Source organism: Funiculus sociatus GB2-C1 (genome assembly GCF_039962115.1).
GTDB classification, from domain to species: Bacteria; Cyanobacteriota; Cyanobacteriia; order Cyanobacteriales; family FACHB-T130; genus Funiculus; species Funiculus sociatus.
This window is the reverse complement of sequence record NZ_JAMPKJ010000001.1, coordinates 62,768-82,621: the sequence shown is the minus strand read 5'-3', so window position 1 is coordinate 82,621 and position 19,854 is coordinate 62,768. Positions and strand designations below refer to the sequence as shown.

19 protein-coding genes and 2 pseudogenes are annotated in these 19,854 nt (G+C 45.4%); 14 read left to right on the top strand and 7 right to left on the bottom strand.

The window, feature by feature from the left end:
• Window positions 1-410 precede the first annotated feature (410 nt).
• Together NDI42_RS00440 and NDI42_RS00435 are read left to right on the top strand one after the other, a co-directional pair.
• A complete protein-coding gene (locus NDI42_RS00440) occupies window positions 411-1,193 on the top strand; it encodes an alpha/beta fold hydrolase (RefSeq protein ID WP_190453998.1) in 783 nt (260 codons plus the stop codon).
• Between the two features lie 168 nt (window positions 1,194-1,361).
• Window positions 1,362-1,850, top strand: coding sequence for a hypothetical protein (locus NDI42_RS00435; protein ID WP_190439642.1), 489 nt, complete (start codon window positions 1,362-1,364; stop codon window positions 1,848-1,850).
• Between the two features lie 190 nt (window positions 1,851-2,040).
• Here NDI42_RS00435 and NDI42_RS00430 read toward each other — a convergent pair whose 3' ends face one another.
• Both NDI42_RS00430 and NDI42_RS00425 read right to left on the bottom strand, forming a co-directional pair.
• Entirely contained in the window at window positions 2,041-2,508 is a 468-nt protein-coding gene (locus NDI42_RS00430) for a DUF4829 domain-containing protein (RefSeq protein WP_190453995.1), read from the bottom strand.
• Window positions 2,509-2,666: 158 nt separating this feature from the next.
• On the bottom strand, window positions 2,667-2,909 hold the full coding sequence (locus tag NDI42_RS00425) for a DUF8620 family protein (RefSeq protein WP_190428018.1): 243 nt from the start codon (window positions 2,907-2,909) through the stop codon (window positions 2,667-2,669).
• A 664-nt stretch (window positions 2,910-3,573) separates the two neighbouring features.
• Here NDI42_RS00425 and NDI42_RS00420 point away from each other — a divergent pair.
• On the top strand, window positions 3,574-4,314 hold the full coding sequence (locus NDI42_RS00420; RefSeq protein ID WP_190453993.1) for a MerR family transcriptional regulator: 741 nt from the start codon (window positions 3,574-3,576) through the stop codon (window positions 4,312-4,314).
• Window positions 4,315-4,378: 64 nt separating this feature from the next.
• Here NDI42_RS00420 and NDI42_RS00415 read toward each other — a convergent pair whose 3' ends face one another.
• Window positions 4,379-5,557: an MFS transporter gene (locus NDI42_RS00415; protein ID WP_190453990.1), complete on the bottom strand. Its 1,179-nt coding sequence runs from the start codon at window positions 5,555-5,557 to the stop codon at window positions 4,379-4,381.
• 263 nt (window positions 5,558-5,820) lie between these two features.
• Between NDI42_RS00415 and NDI42_RS00410 the strand changes: the two genes are divergently transcribed.
• The 5 genes from NDI42_RS00410 to NDI42_RS00390 all read left to right on the top strand — a co-directional run bounded on the left by NDI42_RS00410 (window position 5,821) and on the right by NDI42_RS00390 (window position 8,584).
• A complete protein-coding gene (locus tag NDI42_RS00410) occupies window positions 5,821-5,979 on the top strand; it encodes a hypothetical protein (RefSeq protein ID WP_190453988.1) in 159 nt (52 codons plus the stop codon).
• A gap of 101 nt (window positions 5,980-6,080) precedes the next feature.
• Entirely contained in the window at window positions 6,081-6,974 is an 894-nt protein-coding gene (locus NDI42_RS00405) for an SMEK domain-containing protein (protein WP_190453985.1), read from the top strand.
• 249 nt (window positions 6,975-7,223) lie between these two features.
• Entirely contained in the window at window positions 7,224-7,568 is a 345-nt protein-coding gene (locus NDI42_RS00400; protein WP_190453982.1) for an ArsR/SmtB family transcription factor, read from the top strand.
• A complete protein-coding gene (locus tag NDI42_RS00395; RefSeq protein ID WP_190453979.1) occupies window positions 7,558-8,055 on the top strand; it encodes an SRPBCC domain-containing protein in 498 nt (165 codons plus the stop codon). The genes NDI42_RS00400 and NDI42_RS00395 overlap by 11 nt, the downstream gene beginning before the upstream one ends.
• A 121-nt stretch (window positions 8,056-8,176) precedes the next feature.
• Window positions 8,177-8,584, top strand: coding sequence for a VOC family protein (locus tag NDI42_RS00390; RefSeq protein WP_190453974.1), 408 nt, complete (start codon window positions 8,177-8,179; stop codon window positions 8,582-8,584).
• Window positions 8,585-8,607: 23 nt separating this feature from the next.
• On the opposite strand, the gene NDI42_RS00385 is transcribed toward NDI42_RS00390, so the two are convergent.
• A complete protein-coding gene (locus tag NDI42_RS00385; RefSeq protein WP_199311099.1) occupies window positions 8,608-9,165 on the bottom strand; it encodes an STAS domain-containing protein in 558 nt (185 codons plus the stop codon).
• Between the two features lie 167 nt (window positions 9,166-9,332).
• Between NDI42_RS00385 and NDI42_RS00380 the strand changes: the two genes are divergently transcribed.
• The 3 genes and pseudogenes from NDI42_RS00380 to NDI42_RS00370 form a co-directional block, all read left to right on the top strand.
• Entirely contained in the window at window positions 9,333-11,732 is a 2,400-nt protein-coding gene (locus NDI42_RS00380) for an MASE1 domain-containing protein (RefSeq protein ID WP_190453971.1), read from the top strand.
• A gap of 59 nt (window positions 11,733-11,791) precedes the next feature.
• Complete coding sequence (locus NDI42_RS00375) at window positions 11,792-13,108, top strand: hybrid sensor histidine kinase/response regulator (protein ID WP_190453968.1); 1,317 nt, start codon at window positions 11,792-11,794, stop codon at window positions 13,106-13,108.
• Window positions 13,109-13,232: 124 nt separating this feature from the next.
• Window positions 13,233-13,436, top strand: a pseudogene (locus NDI42_RS00370) (SAM-dependent methyltransferase); the annotation flags it as partial.
• A gap of 189 nt (window positions 13,437-13,625) precedes the next feature.
• Here the strand turns inward: NDI42_RS00370 and NDI42_RS00365 are convergent.
• Together NDI42_RS00365 and NDI42_RS00360 are read right to left on the bottom strand one after the other, a co-directional pair.
• Window positions 13,626-14,486 (bottom strand): universal stress protein, encoded by an 861-nt coding sequence (locus NDI42_RS00365; RefSeq protein WP_190453962.1) that lies wholly within the window; start codon window positions 14,484-14,486, stop codon window positions 13,626-13,628.
• Window positions 14,487-14,498: 12 nt separating this feature from the next.
• A complete protein-coding gene (locus NDI42_RS00360; RefSeq protein WP_242017589.1) occupies window positions 14,499-16,019 on the bottom strand; it encodes a SulP family inorganic anion transporter in 1,521 nt (506 codons plus the stop codon).
• Between the two features lie 519 nt (window positions 16,020-16,538).
• Here NDI42_RS00360 and NDI42_RS00355 point away from each other — a divergent pair.
• Window positions 16,539-16,689 (top strand): annotated as a pseudogene (locus NDI42_RS00355) (tryptophan synthase subunit beta); the annotation flags it as partial.
• A gap of 8 nt (window positions 16,690-16,697) precedes the next feature.
• On the opposite strand, the gene NDI42_RS00350 reads toward NDI42_RS00355, so the two are convergent.
• The gene (locus tag NDI42_RS00350) at window positions 16,698-17,315 is read right to left on the bottom strand and encodes a TetR/AcrR family transcriptional regulator (protein WP_190453953.1); all 618 of its coding nucleotides are present in this window, start codon (window positions 17,313-17,315) and stop codon (window positions 16,698-16,700) included.
• Window positions 17,316-17,481: 166 nt separating this feature from the next.
• On the opposite strand from NDI42_RS00350, the gene NDI42_RS00345 reads away from it, so the two are divergent.
• Window positions 17,482-18,678, top strand: coding sequence for an ABC exporter membrane fusion protein (locus NDI42_RS00345; protein WP_190453950.1), 1,197 nt, complete (start codon window positions 17,482-17,484; stop codon window positions 18,676-18,678).
• Window positions 18,675-19,847, top strand: coding sequence for an ABC transporter permease DevC (gene devC, locus NDI42_RS00340; RefSeq protein ID WP_190453947.1), 1,173 nt, complete (start codon window positions 18,675-18,677; stop codon window positions 19,845-19,847). The genes NDI42_RS00345 and devC overlap by 4 nt, the downstream gene beginning before the upstream one ends.
• Window positions 19,848-19,854: the final 7 nt, after the last annotated feature.

Genomic DNA, 19,854 nt, shown 5'->3' with positions numbered 1-19,854 from the left:
TTGTTTGAGGCACCTCACCCGACAAATGCTTATGTTATTTTCATTCCCAGGCTGCGGTCTGGGAATGAGGATAAAGAGGTGCCTCCATTTATTGAGAACACTGCATATTCTTGAGTATTCAAACTTCAGACAGAATAGAAATCTAGGCAACTATGTTAATTTATATAAAATCTGCTTCTCACCCAATACTTCTCGGTTAGGAAAAATTGTAGGTTGGGGAACCAGCCCCGTGCGCGGGGGTGCGTGGCGTTTGAGGTGAGCGTTACCCAATGCTAAATAATATTAGGTTTGTTGGGTTTCGCTATCCCACAGGCCCAACCTACTTGATCTCAAATTGTCGCTTATCCGAGAAGTATTGCTTCTCGACCTATTTACCTAAAAATCATCTCAACAAGTTAAAGGATAATTCAATGGAGCAACAATTTATCGAAAAACAAGTTAATTTAGGGGAATGTTGCATTACCTACTTTGAAAAAGGGGTAGCATCAGGATTATCTCCCATACTGTTTATCCACGGCTGGGGTGTATTAGTTGAACCTTATCAAGCCAGCTTAAATATTTTATCGGAGCGTTATCACGTTATCGCGCCTATATTACCAGGTTTAGGACAATCAACCGCGCCTGAAATTATCCAAGATTACACAGATTATGGGCGGGTGTTAATTGATTTTTTAATGGCGCTGAATCTGAAAAAGGTTCATGTACTTGGGCATTCCGAAGGCGGAGCAATAGGCATGGCATTGGCAGCCTTAATGCCATCTATGGTTCGCAGTCTCACAATAGCAGATAGTACGGGAATTCCTCTGGGTTCCGTGCTGGAAGTCGTTGCCAAAAGGGCGGTTGAGATGCCTGCACAAATGTGGCAAATGAAGGTTGAACCTGTGACTGAGGTTTTTAAAAACTTGCTTTATAACAGCCTTACCAATACTCAAAATCTGATAAATATGGGATTTATTGGTATAGAAAAAGACATCAGACCGCTGTTGGCAAGTATTGAATCTCCCTGTCTAATTTTGTGGGGTAAAAACGATTTGCTTACTCCCGTTTCATTTGCTCACGAATTTTATCAAAATATTAAAGATTCGCAATTAATTGTCGTGGATGAAGTCTATCACGAATGGGTACTCTTTTTCCCCGAAAAATTTGCATCTATGATTCTCGATTTTATTGATAAAATTGAAAATATCAACTAATAGCAAGTAGGTTGGGAGTCCACCCCCTCCGCTGTGTTCCCCGCGCCCTTGGTGCGTGGCGTTTGAGGTAAGGAAACCCAACGCTAATATTACGTTTGTTGGGTTTTGCTGGCACACGAGTCCAACCTACAATTTTTAATAACCGAGAAGTATTGACATACAAACCCCATGAGTGAAGCTGTTCTAGTTAGCATAAGAAGTGCTTTTCTTAATGCCCCCGGTTTATGGGAAAGTACCCTAAAGCCACGCCAAGGTAATTGGTGCAAAATTATTGATGGTATTGATAAGACGCGGACTGATGGCTATTCCATTGAAGGGTCGTTTGTAAGTCAAATCGACTTGGTAACTTATCAACAACCAGGACTTTATCTGTTCTGCGAAAAGAAGGGACGCAAGCAGGGCAATCAGGTGCAATTATATGCCCTTTTTGCACTTGAGCCAAATGCCGAAGTTAAGGTTTTTAGGGAACTGAAAACAACTACTAAAGATTGGGCGGTGCAGTTGTGGCCTGATATTGAAGCTTATATGCAAATACAGGAAACAAGTGCAGAAATTCGTCGCCAGGAATTGTTGAGAATAATTCAATCTTTGGAATTTGAACTGAGTCAGCGACGTGCTGAACTGGGGGTTTTAGAAATGCAAATTGATGAAGAGTAAGTAGAGGGATCTAATTATTTGTAGGATGGGTAGAGCGTAAGCGAAACCCATCAAACCCATGTCCATGTTGGGTTTCATGCCTCAACCCAACCTACATCAGATGTTTAGTTTAATTATGTCTATCTACTTATTAAGTGTTATATAGCAAGTAATACTCCCCTCAACCCAGTCTATGTTTATTTAAAATCGATTATGGGGCTGTACCAATGCCATCGATCAGCCATTCACCAACTGAACTGTTCGGGGCAACTAAGGTGTAAAATTCGGGCAACTGCTGATCGCTGCTAGAGAAAACTGGCTGGATATAGGAGGCGCTGTACTCCACAGCAAATTTGTGACCGTTGTTAGTCGAGAACTCCGGCATTAGCTGCACAGACTGGATACTGACACCTTTGATGATGTAGTCTCGATACATCTTCACGAACTGCTGGTAGGATATCTGCGCCCGATAGCGGGGAGAAAGCAGATTGTAAGCTTCTTGATAGTTTCGGAGTGCGATCGCTTGAAAATATTTTTGCAGTACGCTTTCGGCACGCGCTAGAGTTAAACCAGCAGCAATTTCCCTGGAAGATTGGGTTTCAACTGTTTGCGCCTGCACTGGTGCAATAATACTACTGGTCAGAAGCAAGGTTGCGATCGCTAGAATTGCGCGTTTCATAGTTCGCGGCTTTTAGAGGCTGGAAACAAGTAAATCCTCTGTTGTCTCTAGCTTCGCTTCTCTGACCTTGTGATGACTTCGTACAATAGGATCGCCCGATTGGGTGATTTCTTTAAAATTTGGTAATGGATTGTTCTCTTATTCCCCATTCCCCGTCTTCAGTTGGAGTTCAGCCGCTTGGAAATTTGGCTAACCAACGCACTGAGAATTGCTCCTCCCATGAGAACGCCAAGCGCTGGGGTAAACAATGGTTGCCAAAGCTTATACCATAAATCGAGTCCAAGGGGAACCCCCACCGAGTGACCGAAGACTGCGATCGCTAACCATCCAAAGCTTAGGAATACTAAGAATACATCAGCTACTAAAATCAGGTTTAGCCAATTGAGGAGTTTATCTTTCATCATCATATTTTGTCAAAAAATTGTCCTTAAACAACGCTTTCAGGTTTTCCATCCGCAGCTTAAACATTGTCTCCATGAGCTTACCAGACTTGTTCTACTGATAGAGCAACGGTTTCGCGCAACCTTTACAAATTAAAGCATATTTTGGCAAAATTAAATTTTATATTATTGCTCTTCAGTACCTAGCATCATAAAAAGTAGTTTAGTAGGTAAATGAAGGGGAATAAAAGCCTAAAAGAGTAGCGCTAAAAACTTTCTAGGGTTGACATCCAAAACTTATTTATAACTTAGTAATAGTTAAGAAAAATATAATCTTAAAGCAGCAGATGAGCATGACTATACAGTGCCGAATTAAATGAGATCGGGACAAATTCGTGTCATCACGCAAGCCGGATCGCTGCACGCTTACAGCAATTTAGGTTGATGCTCCGCTTGTAAGTTCCTTGTACTCACTTAGAGCTGAACGCTAGAAAAGCCAAGCTTCACACTCCCGATAACACTAATTTGGCATCTTAACGAATAAAGAGGCACTGTACATTCTTCAGGGTAACGAATGCAATAGCTAATTTGTTTGCTTTTCCCCTTGACTCTCACGCAACGTGAGGCTCTTACGATGAATTTATAAATTGGAATTGTCTCGGAGCGGCAAGGAGGAAAGAAAGAAATGCAACCCGTTGCAATGAAAGTCGGTGATCTGGCAAAACAGACAGGAGTTTCCGTTCGGACATTGCACTATTACGACGAGATTGGATTGCTCTCGCCTTCTCGAAGGACGGAAACAGGCTACCGACTGTATATCGACGATGACATTATCCGGTTACAGCAAATCGTGTCGTTACGGCAAATTGGCTTCTCCTTGGAACAAATCCGAGAGTGTCTGGAGCAAAGTCAGTTTTCGCCTCACCATGTGGTGCAACTGCACCTCTCCCGGTTGAAGGAGCAGATGGAGTTACAGCAGCAGCTTTATGCGCGACTGGAAGCGATCGCTGCTCATCTGCAATCCGCAGAAACAATCGACCTTCAGGAATTTATTCAATTAATCGAGGTCACGATGATGGTAGAAAACTACTACACCCCAGAACAGCTAGACTATCTCAAAGAAAGACGGCAAATGCTGGGTGAGGAACGGATTCGGCAGGTTGAAGCGCAATGGCAAGAATTGATCGATCAAGCTCGAACGGCAATGCAAAACGGCATTGATCCAACCAGTGAAGCAGTGCAGAAATTAGCTCGACGCTCACAAGAACTGATTCAAGAATTCACCGGAGGCGATGCCGGAATTGAGCGATCGCTTAGCCAGATGTATCAGCAAGAAGGTGTCGAAGTTGCCAGCCGAGGCGCAATGGATTCAGCTTTGATGGAATATATGAGCAAAGCAAGATCAGCCCTGAAGCAACCCGAATAGTGAATATCAGATTACCACTGGCAAGACTGCGAAATGAATGCAAAGCCTGCCAGTGGTAAAGAATTCAAAAAAGCCCAATCAGTAAGGCAATGGGTGCTGCAAGCAACATCCACATCGTCGGTTGCAAACCATACTGTTGAGCAACCAAACCCAGCGCCAACGGAGCTAAACCACCCACGAAACCCGCCAGGTTATCGAGCGTCATGACGGTACCACTCTGACCCGGCATCGCTGTGTACAATTGCCCTTGGAGAATTAAGTACCAACCCGAATTAAGGAGACCCAGGAAGCCAAGAATGACCAACTTGATATTGATATTGGGTACAACCAAAAAAGCTGGATAAAGACACAAAACAAGGATGGCGCTAATCCTCAAATAATCTAATCCTCGCACCCGCTCTAGTAAGGGAATGAGAAGAAAATCTCCTAGCAAGCCAAACCCTAACCAGACCGTGAGAGCAAAACTTGCTTGCGTATTGTTTACACCCACGACATCAACAAAATACAGTGCCAAAAAGCCACGCAGAACATCCAACATCAAATCGCAAAATTGCAACAAGGTTAGCCAACGTAGCACGTTGCGTCGTTTTAATGCGTTGATGGCATTAGAGACACCATCTTTGAAACTAAGTACAGGCTCGTCAACTTGAGAAGATGTTGTTGGAGTTGCAAACGGATACTTCCACAACATCCCTACAAGTAATACCGTTAGTACCGCCAATATTAAAAATACACTCCGCCAACTTTGATGGAATGCGATCGCACCCGCTAAAGCCAAAGGTCCCAGGACATTGCCGACAGAACCCGCCAATGCCCAGCGTGCCATGTTTTGCTCGTGACGAGTCGGTTCCATGTCCATCAGCGTCGCCTGGGAAAGACTGACAAAGGCACCGGATGCTGGATAAAACAGCACAAAGGCTGCTAATAACCAGGAAAAGTTATCGCTAAGGGAGATGAGCAGTAATGCGATCGCAAACCCAATACCTCCCCCTAAAATCAATTGTCGTCGCTGACCAATATCTCCCCAAATTCCCAGAATTGGCTCTATCAGGCTGCTGATTGTATTGGGTATGGTCAGTAACAGTCCAACTTGCAGGTAAGAAAGATGCAGGTCATTGCGAATCAATGGATACGCAGCACCCCGGACTCCATCCACCAGTTCGTCTAATAATTCAATCACCAGGAAGATCATCGTTAATAAAATGACAGTCCTGGTCGTTTTGTTTTTACCATTCAATGACATCGTGAAATTCTCCCGTCCTCAAAATTTGAACACCAGCGCAACATCTTCAAGGGCGTTGGCGAAAGGAGGGGGAATCCACGAACAAACTCTCCGCCTTAGTTGTAAGGCGAATCGCTGGTTGGAACGGGTTCTAGAAGATTACCAGGGAGGGAAAGTCATAGAAGCGAAGGGTAAAGAAAGGACTTGCAAAAACGTCTGTAACTCATTGTATGCATCCCAGAAGAGATTGTCTTCTTACACCTGCACTCCAATGGGCTGCCAACATGACTTGGAAGGGAATTACTCCGATTGTCCACCGGCTCGATACTCTCTATGAGAAAGGAATCAAAGTTCCTTTGCTAGAACTAGAAGAAGACTACCTGCCGTTTTGGCAACGCTATGAAACTTTGCCCAAGCGGGATATTTCAATCAATCCGGCGTGACTGGTATTTTATTTAATCCCACCTCCCTTATCACGGTCTGGCTGTTAAATATGCACTTCTAAGAGTACAATCGCACTAATTAGGCTTACAGAATTAGCTTTATGCTTGTTCAAGAAGAACTCCAGAAGAAAATAAGCGATTTTTTAGCAGTCTTAGAATTTTCGGTGGAAAATCGAGGGTTAATTGGCTTGCTCGATCAAAATCTCATTGCTCAGTCGTTTCTTGCAAACCTCCTTAATATTGTATACGGGTACGATCTTGTTAATTTAGATACGGGCAATCGCCAGAGTCCTGCAATAGACTTAGGAGACTTTTATAGAAGAATATCTTTCCAGGTAACATCTACAAGAAAAACGATCAAAATCAGAGAAACTATAGAGACATTTATTCGTAAAGAAAGGTACAAAGAGTTTAGCCAAATAAAATTTTTCATTATTGGGAAGAAGCAGGGGAGATATCCCAAAAATCTTCAAAGGTCTGATCTTTTCGAGTTTGATCCATGCAGAGACATTTTAGACATTAAGGACATTGTGCGAAAGCTTCCATCCTTGAGCCTAGAGAAGCTTCAACGTTTGAGTTATTTGGTTGACTCTGAATCTCTTATGACAGGAGTTTTCAAGACTACATATCAGATTCTTCATAGATCGAGTCAGGAAGACTATTCACCTATAGAGGAAGTTACACCAGATTCTGTTGTAAGAACTGTCTGTCAAGTAAATGTACCCTTGTTCTCTGACCCAAGTTGTCAATATTTGCGCTCAGACATAGTGGGTATTATTCTTGATAATAGACAGCAAACTGGAAATATTTTTGCAGGATATTCTATTCATCCAACAACATCTACTGTTTTCAAAAAAGGATTGCATGTAATCCGTGTATGGAGTAGAAACAGTGCTTGTGATGAGTCTTGGTATCGAAATCCAGAAACAGATGAAATAACTTATGCATGGAGTAGTTCGTGTGAGTTGATAGGTCGTATAATCGAAAGTCCTTGAATCGCGTAATCTTTTCCGGACTCGGATGCTGTTGCTGTAAAATCACTGACCAAACCACCGCGATGAACGTTCGTGCGACAACACAGTCCTCTAGTATTTCAGGATCAATTGTGTTGCCGTAGCCTTAGGGACTGTCAGGGCATACCCTACTGCAATGTACTAGTCCAAGCAATTCATGAAATAAGGGCTTGACATTCTTGGGTAGTACATTTAACCTATTAGTTAATTAACTGTGCGGTTAAATACAAGATGTCTTCCGATCAACTGAGCGTCACCTTTGCCGCCCTTGCTGATCCCACCCGGCGTGCCATCCTGGCCCACCTTGCCAAGGGTGAGGCATCGGTCACGGAGTTAGCTAAACCCTTTGAGATGAGCCTTCCTGCTATCTCCAAGCATCTCAAAGTGCTGGAGCGTGCTGGACTGATCACGCGGGGTCGGGAGGCTCAATGGCGACCCTGCCAAATCAAAGCGGAGCCACTCAAGGACGCAATGGATTGGATCGAGCAATATCGCCAATTTTGGGAAGAGAGACTTGATCGGCTGGATGATTACCTGCACGAGTTACAAACCCAGGAGAAACAAGATGGGCAATAAAAATGATTCCATTGATGCTCAAAGCGATCGCGAGATCGTCATCACCCGCGTCTTCAACGCGCCCCGTGAACTGGTGTTCAAGGCGTGGACTGACCCGAAACACGTAGCGCAGTGGTGGGGGCCGAAAGGCTTCACGACGAAGGTGACTGAGCTGGATCTGCGTCCAGGCGGTAAATCGCGCTACGTCATGATTGGCCCAGACGGTACGGAGTACCCGGTCAAAGGTGTCTTCCGCGAAGTTGTGCCTCTTGAACGGATTGTTACCACTGATGAATTTGATGAAGGCTTTGAACAGGTCGTGAACGCCGATCTGCCAAAGGGAATCGTGATGACGGTGCTGTTCGAGGATTTGGACGGCAAGACCAAGCTCACACTCCGCATTGTGCATGAGTCTGCCGAAGACCGCCGGAAGCATGAGGAGATGGGGGTTATTGGTGGGTGGAACTCCAGCTTTGACTGTCTTGATGAGTTTTTGGCGACGGCTTGAGTCTCCTTTGCCACGCATGAGATGGCCAATTGATGGTCTTTTGTGAAACGACTCAAGCGGAACATAAGTATCGCCTTGCCGATACTTCCATATATGCAATGAACTCTCAAAAGGAGAAAACATGGCTACTAAAATTTTCGTAAATCTGCCTGTAAAAGACCTCAATCAGTCGGTCGAGTTTTTTACAAAACTTGGCTTCAGTTTTAACGCTCAATTTACTGATGAAACGGCGACTTGCATGATCGTCAGCGATGACATCTTCGTGATGCTCTTGACTCATGACAAGTTTAAAACGTTTACTCCGAAAGAAATTTGTGATGCAACCAAAAGCACAGAAGTGCTGGTTTGCTTATCTTCTGATAGCCGAGAACAAGTCGATGAAATGGTTCGCAAGGCAGTCGCCGCTGGTGGGTCAACTTACAATGAACCACAAGACCACGGTTTTATGTACGCACATGGCTTTCAAGATTTAGATAGCCACATTTGGGAACTTGTCTACATGGAACCTAGTGCAATAAATCAAGGTTAAAAATGGAATCAGAGGAATGCTATTCACGGGTCGATCGTTGTGGTGGTGACAGGAATTTCGGGTTGAGCGATCGCTAATGCAGATTGCAACGCCTGGAAGCGGTTTTCTAGTTGGTAAATTTGTGGCGGTATGGCAGCAGTTTGTCCATTTAAGCTGTTGGCTGCTGCGGAAAATCGTTGTAATTTAAGTTTCTCAATGCGGCGCTGAACTTGTCCGGGTGTGATGACAATCCATACATGACGTTGCCGTTTTACTGCATCCTCCACCATTGTTTCGATTGCTAAGGCAGCCGTAACACCAATCGATGGGACTTCACTCAAATCCAGCACCAGCGCTTGATAGTCTTTAACGATTGCCATCGCTGAGAGATAATCTTGGCGGCTCCAAAGCTCAAGGGGCCGCCCAATTGGAATAGCAAAATGTCTCCCCCAGCCTGGGTTAAGGTATCTTTCTCGGCAGGAGTCAGGTTCGGAGATTGAGCCGGGTCGGTGATGGCTTGGACGCGATCGCGTCCAACATCCGCGCAAACTTATCAATAAATTAAGAGGGCAGGACTCCTCGGCAAGCTGAGTAAGTTTCAAAATGATCTGAAACGCAGGAGTCCTTGCCTTAGCCCAAATTGAGATTTCTGTGGCTTAACCTATCTCAATCTCACCTGCTGTTAAATTCAAATTCAATTTGGGAACTATAAGGGTAGCAGCCTTTCTAGAGATTGGCTGCTCTTATGGTATGTGCGCGGAGACCGGAAATGCAGCCGATAGCGATAAAGCAGAAATTCCCAGTTAAACTCGACCGCACTTTCTTGATAGCAGCACTGGTAATTCCGGCTGTTCACCTCTATTTAGGATACATAGGATTATCCACGACATTTGTCAATGGTGCCTCCGTATTTTGGCCTTCACTCGGTGTCTTTTTGGCAGCAATGCTGATACTGGGCTATCGCGTCTGGCCGATTTTATTTGTGAGTGATTTCATTGTTAGTCATATTCTTTTTTTCCCAAACAATCTTTTAATCAGTCTGATTATTCCCGCTGTCAACCTGCTCACTCCATTCAGCGGGACTTTTCTAATTAATCGCTTCATCAAACGCCACAATTTTTTAGAGCGATCGCAAGACGTTTTTAAATTTATCATCCTGACCATCCCCACCCCCCTGCTCAGTTCTCTCCTAGCCGCCGTCACGCTTTGCACAAGTGGGATTGCTCCCTGGACAGCCTTTGCAGAAGTGTTTCGTACCTGGTTGGCATCAGATAGCACGGGCATTTTGGTCGTTACACCCCTATTGCTGGCATGGTGGCAAAAATCTGAACATCCCAAAAAATTTAACAAGCAACAAATTATAGAGTTTGTATTTGTATTGGTCTGCGTAATCGCACTCGACCATATAGCTTTTTCGGGAGGATACCCAATCGAATACATGGTGATTCCCCCACTGATTTGGTCGGCGTTTCGGTTTGAAGCGCGGATATCAACGCTACTCGTGCTAATTGTGTCAGCGATCGCAGTTTTTGGCACCGTTCGCGGTTTCGGTTCGTTTGCCAAACAAGCCTCGCCCAATGAATCGCTCATCTTGCTGCAATCGTTTATTTGCGTCATCGCAATCATCACATTTGTCATCTCTGCGGTGACGAATGAAAATCGCAGGGCAGAAAGAAAACTCCGGCAAGCGAATGATGAATTGGAGCAACGAGTCGAAGAACGGACGACTGAACTCAATGAGGCGAAAAATTCTGCCGAAGTTGCCAACCAAGCTAAAAGTGAATTTCTTGCCAACATGAGCCACGAACTACGCACCCCTCTCAACGGTGTCCTGGGGTATGCTCAAGTTCTTTCTGCTGCCCCCAACCTTACGGAACAGCAACAACACGGCATCGAAATTATCTATAATTGCGGCTCTCATTTGCTCACGCTGATCGAAGACGTACTCGATCTTTCCAAAATCGAAGCCCGGAAGATGGAACTGCATCTGAGCGATTTACATCTACCTGTCTTCCTGCAAGGAGTCGAGGAAATTTGCTGCATCCGCGCCGAACAAAAAGGCATTCAGTTCATTTATCAGCCACCCGATAATTTGCCCATAGCGATCGCCACCGATCATAAACGCTTGCGACAAGTGCTGCTGAACCTCTTGGGCAATGCTATCAAGTTTACAGACTCCGGTAGCGTCACATTACGAGTAGAGGTGACTGAAAATTCGCTGCAACCCTCGTTGACTCGACTTCGCTTTGTTGTAGAAGACACTGGCATTGGAATGTCACCAGAGCAACTAGAACAAATTTTCCTCCCCTTCGAGCAGGTTGGTGATCTCAAGCGACAAGCGGAGGGGACTGGATTAGGACTTGCCATCAGCAAAAAAATTGTCGAGATAATGGGAGGAGACATTCACGTTAAGAGCTTACTAAATGTCGGTAGTACGTTTGAGTTTGAGATCGAGTGTGCTTTAGTAACAAACTCGATAGCAACCAACACACTGAACAAAGCAGGACGCATTACGGGTTATACAGGCGATCGCAGAAGCATCTTAATTCTGGACGATCGATGGGAAAATCGCTCGGTCTTTGTTAACTTGCTGCAACCGTTGGGATTCACCGTCATTGAAGCCAGTGATGGACGGGAAGGCTTGGAGAAGGCGCATCAAGTTCAACCAGATTTGATTATTACTGACCTACTCATGCCCAACATGAACGGTTGGGATTTTCTCGCGCTTCTGCGCCAGTCAGAAACGTTCAAGGATGTGCCAGTCATTGTGTCATCGGCAAGCGTTTACGATACCGATCGCCAGAAAAGCCTAGCAGCAGGCGGCAACGATTTTCTAGCTAAACCCTTGCAAGCCGAGGATTTATATCACATCTTGGCACAACATCTACAACTAGACTGGATCTATGCGGAGCCAAACCCTATTGAATCAGCGATCGCAACGCGCTTGGCAAACGCAACCCCAACGGAACTCGCTGTGCCACCCCTATCTGAACTGTCGAGCCTGCTGGAATGTGCCAAGCGAGGACAAATCAAAGGCATCCAACAAGAACTGGAACGACTTGCCCAGCTAGATGAAAGCTATCAGCCGTTTGTCAATAAATTAAGTTTGTTTGTGAAAGAATTTAACATTCGGAAAATTCGCCAATTTCTTCAGGAAAAGGTAGGGTAATTTTCCCGTCTCGCCTATCTATAAATACACCGGGATTCGACCGCAGGAGCAATTAAATCATGTCATTTAATGCCACTCATGAAATTATTTTAGTAATTGACGACAACCCAACCAATCTAGAATTACTGCATAATGCTTTGGGTTCGTGTGGCTATGAAGTTTTGGTAGAGATGGATGGTTTTAGTGGAATTGAGCAAGCCAAGAACTATCCGCCAGACTTAATTTTGTTAGATGTTCAGATGCCAGGAATTGATGGATTTGAAACCTGCCGTAAATTGCAGTTCGATCCGTCTACAAAAAACATTCCAGTGATTTTCATGACGGCAATGACTGATACGACAGACAAGGTTAAGGGGTTACATTTAGGGGCAGTAGACTATATTACAAAACCGTTTCGCCAAGAAGAAGCGCTTGCCCGGATTCAAACCCACTTAAAAATTCGACGTTTAAGTTTGGAACTCGAACAACAAAAACAAGAACTTGAGCAAGTTGTTCAAAAACGCACGTCTGAATTAACATTCACGCTACAAGAACTAAAAAAAACGCAATTGCAATTAATCCAAAATGAAAAACTATCTACAATTGGTCAGTTAGTTTCTGGGATCGCTCATGAAATTAATAATCCAGTTGGTTGTATTACTGGCAATCTAGAGCAAGCTACTCTTGCTGTTAAAGATGCGGTCGATTATATACGTCTTTATCAAACCAATTTTCCTAATCCTGGCATAGAAATTGAACAAAAAGCGGAAGAGATTGATATTGAATTTCTTCTAGAAGACTTACCTAAAATGTTCGTATCTATGCAGACAGGAATCGAGCGAATTCGCAACATTAGTACATCACTCAGAACATTCTCGCGTGCTGATGTAGATTGCAAGGTATCAGTTAACATCCATGAGGGACTTGAAAGTACCCTGATGATTTTGCAACATCGTTTGAAAGCTCAGGATTATCGTCCGGCAATTCAAGTAATCAAAAAGTATGGTGAAATTCCTAAAGTCGAGTGTTATTTAGGACAACTCAATCAGGTATTTATGAATATTTTGGCAAATGCGATCGACGCCTTGGAAGAAGCGAACTTGGGGCGCAGCTATGAAGCGATTAAAGCAAGTCCCAACCAAATTATCGTTGAAACCGAAATGAAAAATGAACAGCAGGTTGCAATCCGAATTATAGATAATGGGATGGGGATGACGAAAGATGTCAAACAACGTATCTTTGACCATCTATTCACGACTAAACCCGTTGGAAAAGGAACAGGTTTAGGACTGACGATCGCTCATCAAATTATTGTTGAAAAGCATGGGGGAAGCATCGAAGTAAATTCTGAATGGGGAGGAGGTACAGAGTTTGCGATAACGCTTCCAATTATGTAATCTAGGCTCTAGCGTGATATCAAATTACTCAATGTTTCAATCAGCTCTAGTTGAGTTCATTAGGGCTGAATGTAAATGCTGACTATAAATTCATGAGTGAGACGATTGGTGCTAAGGTGGCAATATGACAGAGTGGTACAAAGAAGACCTCGCCTTTATTCATGACGTTGGTTTCAGTGAATACGCTCTCAAATCTGCTCCCGGTATATTAGAAATTTTGGAGCGGAGCAATATACGAGAAGGTTTAGTAGTAGATTTGGGTTGTGGAACTGGGTTGTGGGCGCAAGAACTGGAAAAGGCTCACTATCGGGTTTTAGGAGTTGATATCTCTGACTCTGCGATCGCGCCCGCACCAGAAGAAACCCCAAAAGCTAACGCCAGTGGTAAAGCCACAATTGCCGCTGTTAAGCCACCAAACAGATCGCCCCGCAGGTTTCGGAAATGAATGCTGTTGACAAGTTTGCTCGACACGGTGTAACTCAATTCAAGTGTTTGAGTAGATGATATTCCCGTGTTGTTATCGAAACAACAACACGGGAATATGGCTGCTGCGGAGCATCTGAGCAGTCGTGCTGCCAATAACCAGATGCCGAATCCGGCTGTGTCCATAAGCACCCATTAGCAACAGGCTGATGTCTTTTTCTTCAACATAGTGAGCAATAACCTTCTCAGGCTCACCCTGAATCAACTGACGAACTGGATTGAAACCAGCCGCCTTCGCCTTTTGTTCTGCCTCATTGAGATGAGCGATCGCTTCGGGATCATCCGCTTTTTTGGAAACCGTCAAAATATGTAATTCCAATCCCTTAAAAGCCGGAGATTGAACCAAAAATTGCAGCATCTTCTGACCGCTTTGACCGCCATCATAAGCCAACAGCAATCGCTCAATCGGTTTAAATTGCCGTGAAGTCACCAAGCAAGGTTTGTGACTAGCGCGAACAATCCGTTCTAAGTTGGCACCCAAATGACCAGAGGCAAACTCAGCCGCTTCACCCCGTTTCCCCAACATAATCAGGTCGGCGGTGGCTTCAAACTCATGGAAGCTATCCACCAAAAAGCCGGTTTCGTGAATCAAATTCACATTCTGGATGCCTTGGGTGTCGAAAAACTGCCTTGCTTCTTCCAGAATCAGCTTGGCACGCTGGTGATTGACCTTGGCTTTTTCATGCTCCAAATCAACTAACTTATTGAGCAACTCTTTAGACGCATCAATGCCAATGCTGCCGCTGAGATTACCCGTTGACGCAATCTGACTACGCACATCCGTTACATAAAGCACATCAACACCAGCATTTAGACGGGGCGCTAACCAAGCAGCGTAGCGATAGCTGCTCTGGGCAAAGCTAGACCCATCAGTACACAGAAGAATTCGTTTCATGATTGTATTTAATTAGTGACTAGAGAGGCTTCCGAGGGCATCAGGGCGATTGTGAAGGGCTAGCTGATCGAGCATTTTAGAGCTGGCTTCGTTCAGCCCAATCAGTTCTACCTCTGCCCCATTACGACGGAATTTCAGTACCACTTTGTCGATTGCTGTTACTGCGGACTGATCCCAAATGTGAGCATGGGTCAGGTCAATTAGAACAAATTCCAACTCTTCGTCAAAGTTGAACACACTCAGGAAATCATCTACTGAGACAAAGAACAATTGCCCTGCAACACTATAGGTTCGCTTGGTTCCCTCAGGACTCAACACCGTATCGACAAACACAACCTTGGCAATCTGGCGCGAGAAGAAAACAGTGCTGAGTGCAATCCCAATCACGACCCCGATTGCCAGATTATGAGACAACACTGTAATCAAAACAGTTGTCAGCATTACCGCAGTTTCACTGCGGGGAACACGTTTAATATTGCGAATGGAAGCCCAGCTAAAGGTTCCGATGGAAACCATAATCATCACCGCCACCAGGGATGCCATCGGAATTTGTTTAACCCAAGTGCCTAGCGCCAAAATAAAGAACAGCAGGAAAACTCCTGAAGCCAGTGTAGAAAGGCGTTTTCGTCCGCCCGACTGGATATTAATCACCGATTGTCCAATCATGGCGCAGCCTGCCATACCGCCAAAGAATCCGGTGACAATATTGGCAATTCCTTGCCCTTTAGCTTCCCGGTTTTTATCACTGGGAGTATCAGTTAGTTCATCCAGCAGTGAGGCGGTTAGCAAAGATTCTAGTAAGCCGACGGTTGCCAATGTCAGCGCGTAAGGAAAGATGATTTGCAGCGTTTCTAGATTCAGTGGCACATTGGGTAGTAACAAAGAGGGAAATGCGGTCGGCAATTCTCCCATGTCGCCTACTGTTGGCACGTCAATGTTGCCAAAAATTGATGCCGCAGTGAGTACCACAATGGCAACTAACGGTGAAGGCACAGCTTTTGTGAATCTGGGCAAAATGTAGATAATTGCCAGCCCAATTGCTGTCATCGCATACACTGTCAAGGATGTGTTGGTGAGTTGGGGAAGCTGCGCCATGAAAATCAGAATCGCCAGCGCATTCACAAACCCAATCATCACTGCACGAGGAATATATTTCATCTGGCGACCCAGTTTGCAGACTCCAAACAAAATCTGAATTATTCCTGTCAAAATTGTGGCAGCAAATAGATATTGCAATCCATGATCTTTCACTAAGTGAATCATCAACAGTGCCATTGCACCTGTCGCGGCGGAGATTAATCCGGGTCGTCCGCCCACGATCGCGGTTACAACTGCCATAGTGAAAGAGGCGTATAACCCAACTTTAGGATCGACTCCAGCAATGATGGAAAAAGCGATCGCTTCTGGAATCAACGCTAGTGCAACCACTGCACCCGCCACAATGTCTTTTTGAGTGTTAGAAAACCACTCTCGCCTCAAAATGGTTGCGTCCAATTTTCCTCCTAATGTTGTCATTAAATATAGAATTGCCATTTTGACACGCTCAAATTGGCTCACTTATCGTGCAAGTGATAAACCTGAATGTAATAGTTGAAAAGCACTCGCCAGTACGCTCGATAGGCAAAAGAATAAAATAAGTCCAGTACAGCTAGATGCTGCACACCAAGCACAGGGACGCACTTGCTTCGCTCGCCGCAAAACGTATTTCTGTTAGCTCAAAGGCTGACAAAATCAAAAGGTATTTGATTTATCTGATGCGATCGCGCTCACGTTAAATTAGAGTTCAGCCTAAATCTTTGTATGGCTAGGTCTAAATGTCGTCCACTATACAAAAGTCCGAACTATCCTTAAGGTGGACAATCCAAACGATTTAAAACTACCGCAGAGAGCGTGACTTGCGACATTTCCCAGACCTACTTACCGCTGTATCCTTATAGAGGAACAGATATTTGAGGCAAGTTTAGCATGGGAATGTAACAATCGCAATAAAAGTATATGTTTTCTCTTTAGAGCCAGGAGAAGGGCTGCTGATGAGCTGATGTTAAGGCTTCCCTCTGGCAACTAAAAGGAATTATTTCAGCACTGGAAATAGCTGATGCGATCGCATATCTAGAAATTTGCTCACAACTAGATCGGTAGCCCCCGAATTGTCATCAACTGTTCGGGGTGTGGTGACAAGAATGTGCAAACCGTTGCTAATATCAACTCCGCTCAAGCTTCGGATTCCTTGAGGAGATGCATTAAGCTATCGATCAAGCGATCGCTCTCCATCGGCAAAATATCCTGACCGTGAAGCATTTTCTGTACCATCATGAAATGAACTAATGCACCTAAAAAAATGCGTGCGGTTGCTTCAGGATCGGCAATCTTTAAGTTTGGACTCGATGCTAGATACTGGCTTAATGTTTCAACGCCCGGTTTTACCAACGTCCGAACAAAGATTTGCGCCAGTTCGGGAAAGCGTCCAGACTCGCCAATAATTAGCCGCAACAGGGCAATTTCTTCACCATCGCAAATGATCTCATTCAGTGCCTTCGTTAATAGCTGCCGCAGCACGACGAAAGCATCTCCTTCCGACGGCAGGAAACGTTGGATGATGGAAAACTTTCTCTGAGCAAACCGTTGGACGAGGGCAGTGAACAGTCCTTCTTTATCTTGAAAGTAGGTGTAAACCGTTGGTTTGGATACGCCAGCCGCCTTCGCCACCCGATCCATGCTAGTCGCGGCATAGCCATGCACCAGAAACTCTTGCATTGCGCCTGTCAATATCTGTTCAGCTTTCTCTGCTAACCCATCCTGCTTCGGTTCCGTCATCTTCGTCCGTCTCATTCATTCCTGATCTGATTGTCACAGTCATTCTAGGGGTATTCGCTTTGAGGAGTTCTAGAGAATTTTCAGGACTCCCTTGACGTTATTGTACTAAACCGTTTAGTTTAGTTGTATAAAAACTAAACCGTTTAGTTTAGTAACCTCATAGAACTGGGGAATCTGACAGATGATGCAAGAAGTGGCAGCAGGTAATCCATCCTCTAAACGTCTTTCTCGACCACTGACTCTGCTGGCGATTGCTGCAACCTTGGCAACAGGTGGAGTGATGGCATATACCGTTTGGCAAGGGCGTATCCAGCAATCCAGTCCCATCGAATCCACAGTGATCAGTACGCCCCAAATCAAAACTGTGACAGCGTTGGGACGGCTAGAGCCAGAGGGTGAAGCGATCGCGCTTTCTGCACCCACATCTGCTGAAGGGAATCGAGTGGATCAACTGTTAGTCAAGGAAGGCGATCGCGTTCGCAAAGGACAAGCAATTGCGATACTCAACAGTCGCGATCGCCTCCAGGCATCTGTAATGCAGGCACAAGAACAGGTGCGAGTTGCCCAAGCCAAACTCGATCAGGTGCGTGCGGGAGCAAAGACAGGCGAAATCCAGGCGCAACGTTCCCAGATAGCCCAACTGGAAGCGGAACGGGTTGGGGACTTGAACGAGCAAGCCGCTACCGTTGCCCGTCTGGAAGCGGAAGTCCAAAATGCACAGGTAGAGTATCAGCGCTACGCATTGCTTTATCAAAACGGAGCGGTTTCGGCATCCCAGCGCGATAGTAAGCGACTAGCATTTACAACTGCCCAAAAGCAACTCCAAGAAGCGCAAGCCGCCCGCGATCGCACTCAGAATTCTCGCCAACAGCAACTGAATGAAGCCCGCGCCACTTTGGATCGAATTGCAGAGGTGCGTCCAGTTGACGTGCAGGTAGCCCAAGCGGATGTCAGACAAGCCCTAGCAGCCGTTGAGCAAGCCAAGGCAAACTTAGAGCAGGCATCCGTGCGATCGCCTCAGGATGGTCAAATCCTCAAAATCTATACCCGTCCTGGCGAACTAATTAGCAACGACGGGATTGCCGAAATTGGGCGAACGCAGCAGATGTTTGCGATCGCAGAAGTTTACCAGAGTGACATCAAGAACATCCGTCCAGGGCAAACGGCACAGGTAAGTAGTGACTCCATTGACAGCGAACTTATCGGTACTGTCGAACAGGTTGGCTACAAAGTGCTACGCCAAGACATTGTGAATAGCGATCCGTCCGCCAATATTGATGGGCGGATTGTGGAAGTCAAAATTCGTCTGGATGCAGACTCCAGTGGCAAGGCTGCTCGACTAACGAATCAGCAAGTTAAGGTGGTCATTAAATTATGATTGGCTTCCAACAACTCCAACGCCGGACACCTTTAGGATGGCTGCAACTGAGTCATCAAAAAGGAAAACTGGTCGTAGCCTGTGCGGGCGTTGTCTTTGCAGATGTCTTGATGTTGATGCAGTTGGGGTTTCAAGGTGCGCTATTCAACAGTGCCGTTCTTGTCCACAATAGCGTTCGCGCCGATGTCGTTCTGCTCAGCCCTCAAGCGCGCAATCTAACCAATATGTCGTCCTTCCCGCGACGGCGTTTGTACCAGTCGATGGATATTCCGGGCGTTCAGTCTGCGGAAGCGCTGTACGCCAACATGGTGAACTGGAAGCATCCGACCACCCAGCGCGAAACCAGTATGCTGATGTTGGGATTTGACCCTAATAGCTCAGTCTTTGAGCAACCAGACATTAACCAACAATTAAACTCGATCAAGCTACCTAACACAGTTTTGTTTGACAGCGGTAGCCGTGGAGACTACAAAGCAGCGATCGCGCAACTCGAACAAAACCAGCCACTAAAGACAGAAATTGAGCGCCATAGTGTTACCGTTGCTGGCAAAATTCGCATCGGATCTTCCTTTGGTGCAGACGGACACCTGATTACCAGCGACCAAAACTTTCTGCGGCTATTTCCCCGCAGACAGGCAAGCAGCGTCAGTGTCGGCTTACTGCAACTGCAACCTGGAACCGATCCAGTGCAAACGGTACAAGCTTTGAAAGCACACTTGCCGAATGATGTTCAGGTTCTGACTCGGCAGGAATTTATCGAATTTGAAAGAAGCTACTGGGCAAAGAATACACCGATTGGATTTATTTTTAACTTGGGCGTGACAATGGGCTTCATTGTTGGCGTCATTATTGTCTACCAAGTTCTCTCAACGGATGTGAACGCACACATGGGAGAATACGCCACTTTCAAGGCAATGGGCTACCGCAATCGCTACCTACTCATGGTGGTGTTTGAAGAAGCCGTTATCTTGGCAATCATCGGCTTTATCCCTAGTATTGCCATTTCCGCAGGATTGTACCACCTGACTCGTAATGCGACGAATTTGCCTCTCTACATGACTGTGGCACGAGGAATTTTCGTGTTGATGTTGACGATGGTGATGTGTACCTTGTCTGGAGCGATCGCTACCCGCAAATTACAATCGGCTGACCCGGCTGATATGTTTTAGGTTTATA

What these genes read in the sequence shown, in the direction of transcription:
- NDI42_RS00440 (WP_190453998.1), top strand. Translation starts at nt 411, where the DNA reads ATGGAGCAACAATTTATCGAAAAACAAGTTAATTTAGGGGAATGTTGC.
- NDI42_RS00435 (WP_190439642.1), top strand. Translation starts at nt 1,362, where the DNA reads ATGAGTGAAGCTGTTCTAGTTAGCATAAGAAGTGCTTTTCTTAATGCC.
- NDI42_RS00430 (WP_190453995.1), bottom strand. Translation starts at nt 2,508, where the DNA reads ATGAAACGCGCAATTCTAGCGATCGCAACCTTGCTTCTGACCAGTAGT.
- NDI42_RS00425 (WP_190428018.1), bottom strand. Translation starts at nt 2,909, where the DNA reads ATGAAAGATAAACTCCTCAATTGGCTAAACCTGATTTTAGTAGCTGAT.
- NDI42_RS00420 (WP_190453993.1), top strand. Translation starts at nt 3,574, where the DNA reads ATGCAACCCGTTGCAATGAAAGTCGGTGATCTGGCAAAACAGACAGGA.
- NDI42_RS00415 (WP_190453990.1), bottom strand. Translation starts at nt 5,557, where the DNA reads ATGTCATTGAATGGTAAAAACAAAACGACCAGGACTGTCATTTTATTA.
- NDI42_RS00410 (WP_190453988.1), top strand. Translation starts at nt 5,821, where the DNA reads ATGACTTGGAAGGGAATTACTCCGATTGTCCACCGGCTCGATACTCTC.
- NDI42_RS00405 (WP_190453985.1), top strand. Translation starts at nt 6,081, where the DNA reads ATGCTTGTTCAAGAAGAACTCCAGAAGAAAATAAGCGATTTTTTAGCA.
- NDI42_RS00400 (WP_190453982.1), top strand. Translation starts at nt 7,224, where the DNA reads ATGTCTTCCGATCAACTGAGCGTCACCTTTGCCGCCCTTGCTGATCCC.
- NDI42_RS00395 (WP_190453979.1), top strand. Translation starts at nt 7,558, where the DNA reads ATGGGCAATAAAAATGATTCCATTGATGCTCAAAGCGATCGCGAGATC.
- NDI42_RS00390 (WP_190453974.1), top strand. Translation starts at nt 8,177, where the DNA reads ATGGCTACTAAAATTTTCGTAAATCTGCCTGTAAAAGACCTCAATCAG.
- NDI42_RS00380 (WP_190453971.1), top strand. Translation starts at nt 9,333, where the DNA reads ATGCAGCCGATAGCGATAAAGCAGAAATTCCCAGTTAAACTCGACCGC.
- NDI42_RS00375 (WP_190453968.1), top strand. Translation starts at nt 11,792, where the DNA reads ATGTCATTTAATGCCACTCATGAAATTATTTTAGTAATTGACGACAAC.
- NDI42_RS00365 (WP_190453962.1), bottom strand. Translation starts at nt 14,486, where the DNA reads ATGAAACGAATTCTTCTGTGTACTGATGGGTCTAGCTTTGCCCAGAGC.
- NDI42_RS00360 (WP_242017589.1), bottom strand. Translation starts at nt 16,019, where the DNA reads ATGGCAATTCTATATTTAATGACAACATTAGGAGGAAAATTGGACGCA.
- NDI42_RS00350 (WP_190453953.1), bottom strand. Translation starts at nt 17,315, where the DNA reads ATGAGACGGACGAAGATGACGGAACCGAAGCAGGATGGGTTAGCAGAG.
- NDI42_RS00345 (WP_190453950.1), top strand. Translation starts at nt 17,482, where the DNA reads ATGATGCAAGAAGTGGCAGCAGGTAATCCATCCTCTAAACGTCTTTCT.
- devC (WP_190453947.1), top strand. Translation starts at nt 18,675, where the DNA reads ATGATTGGCTTCCAACAACTCCAACGCCGGACACCTTTAGGATGGCTG.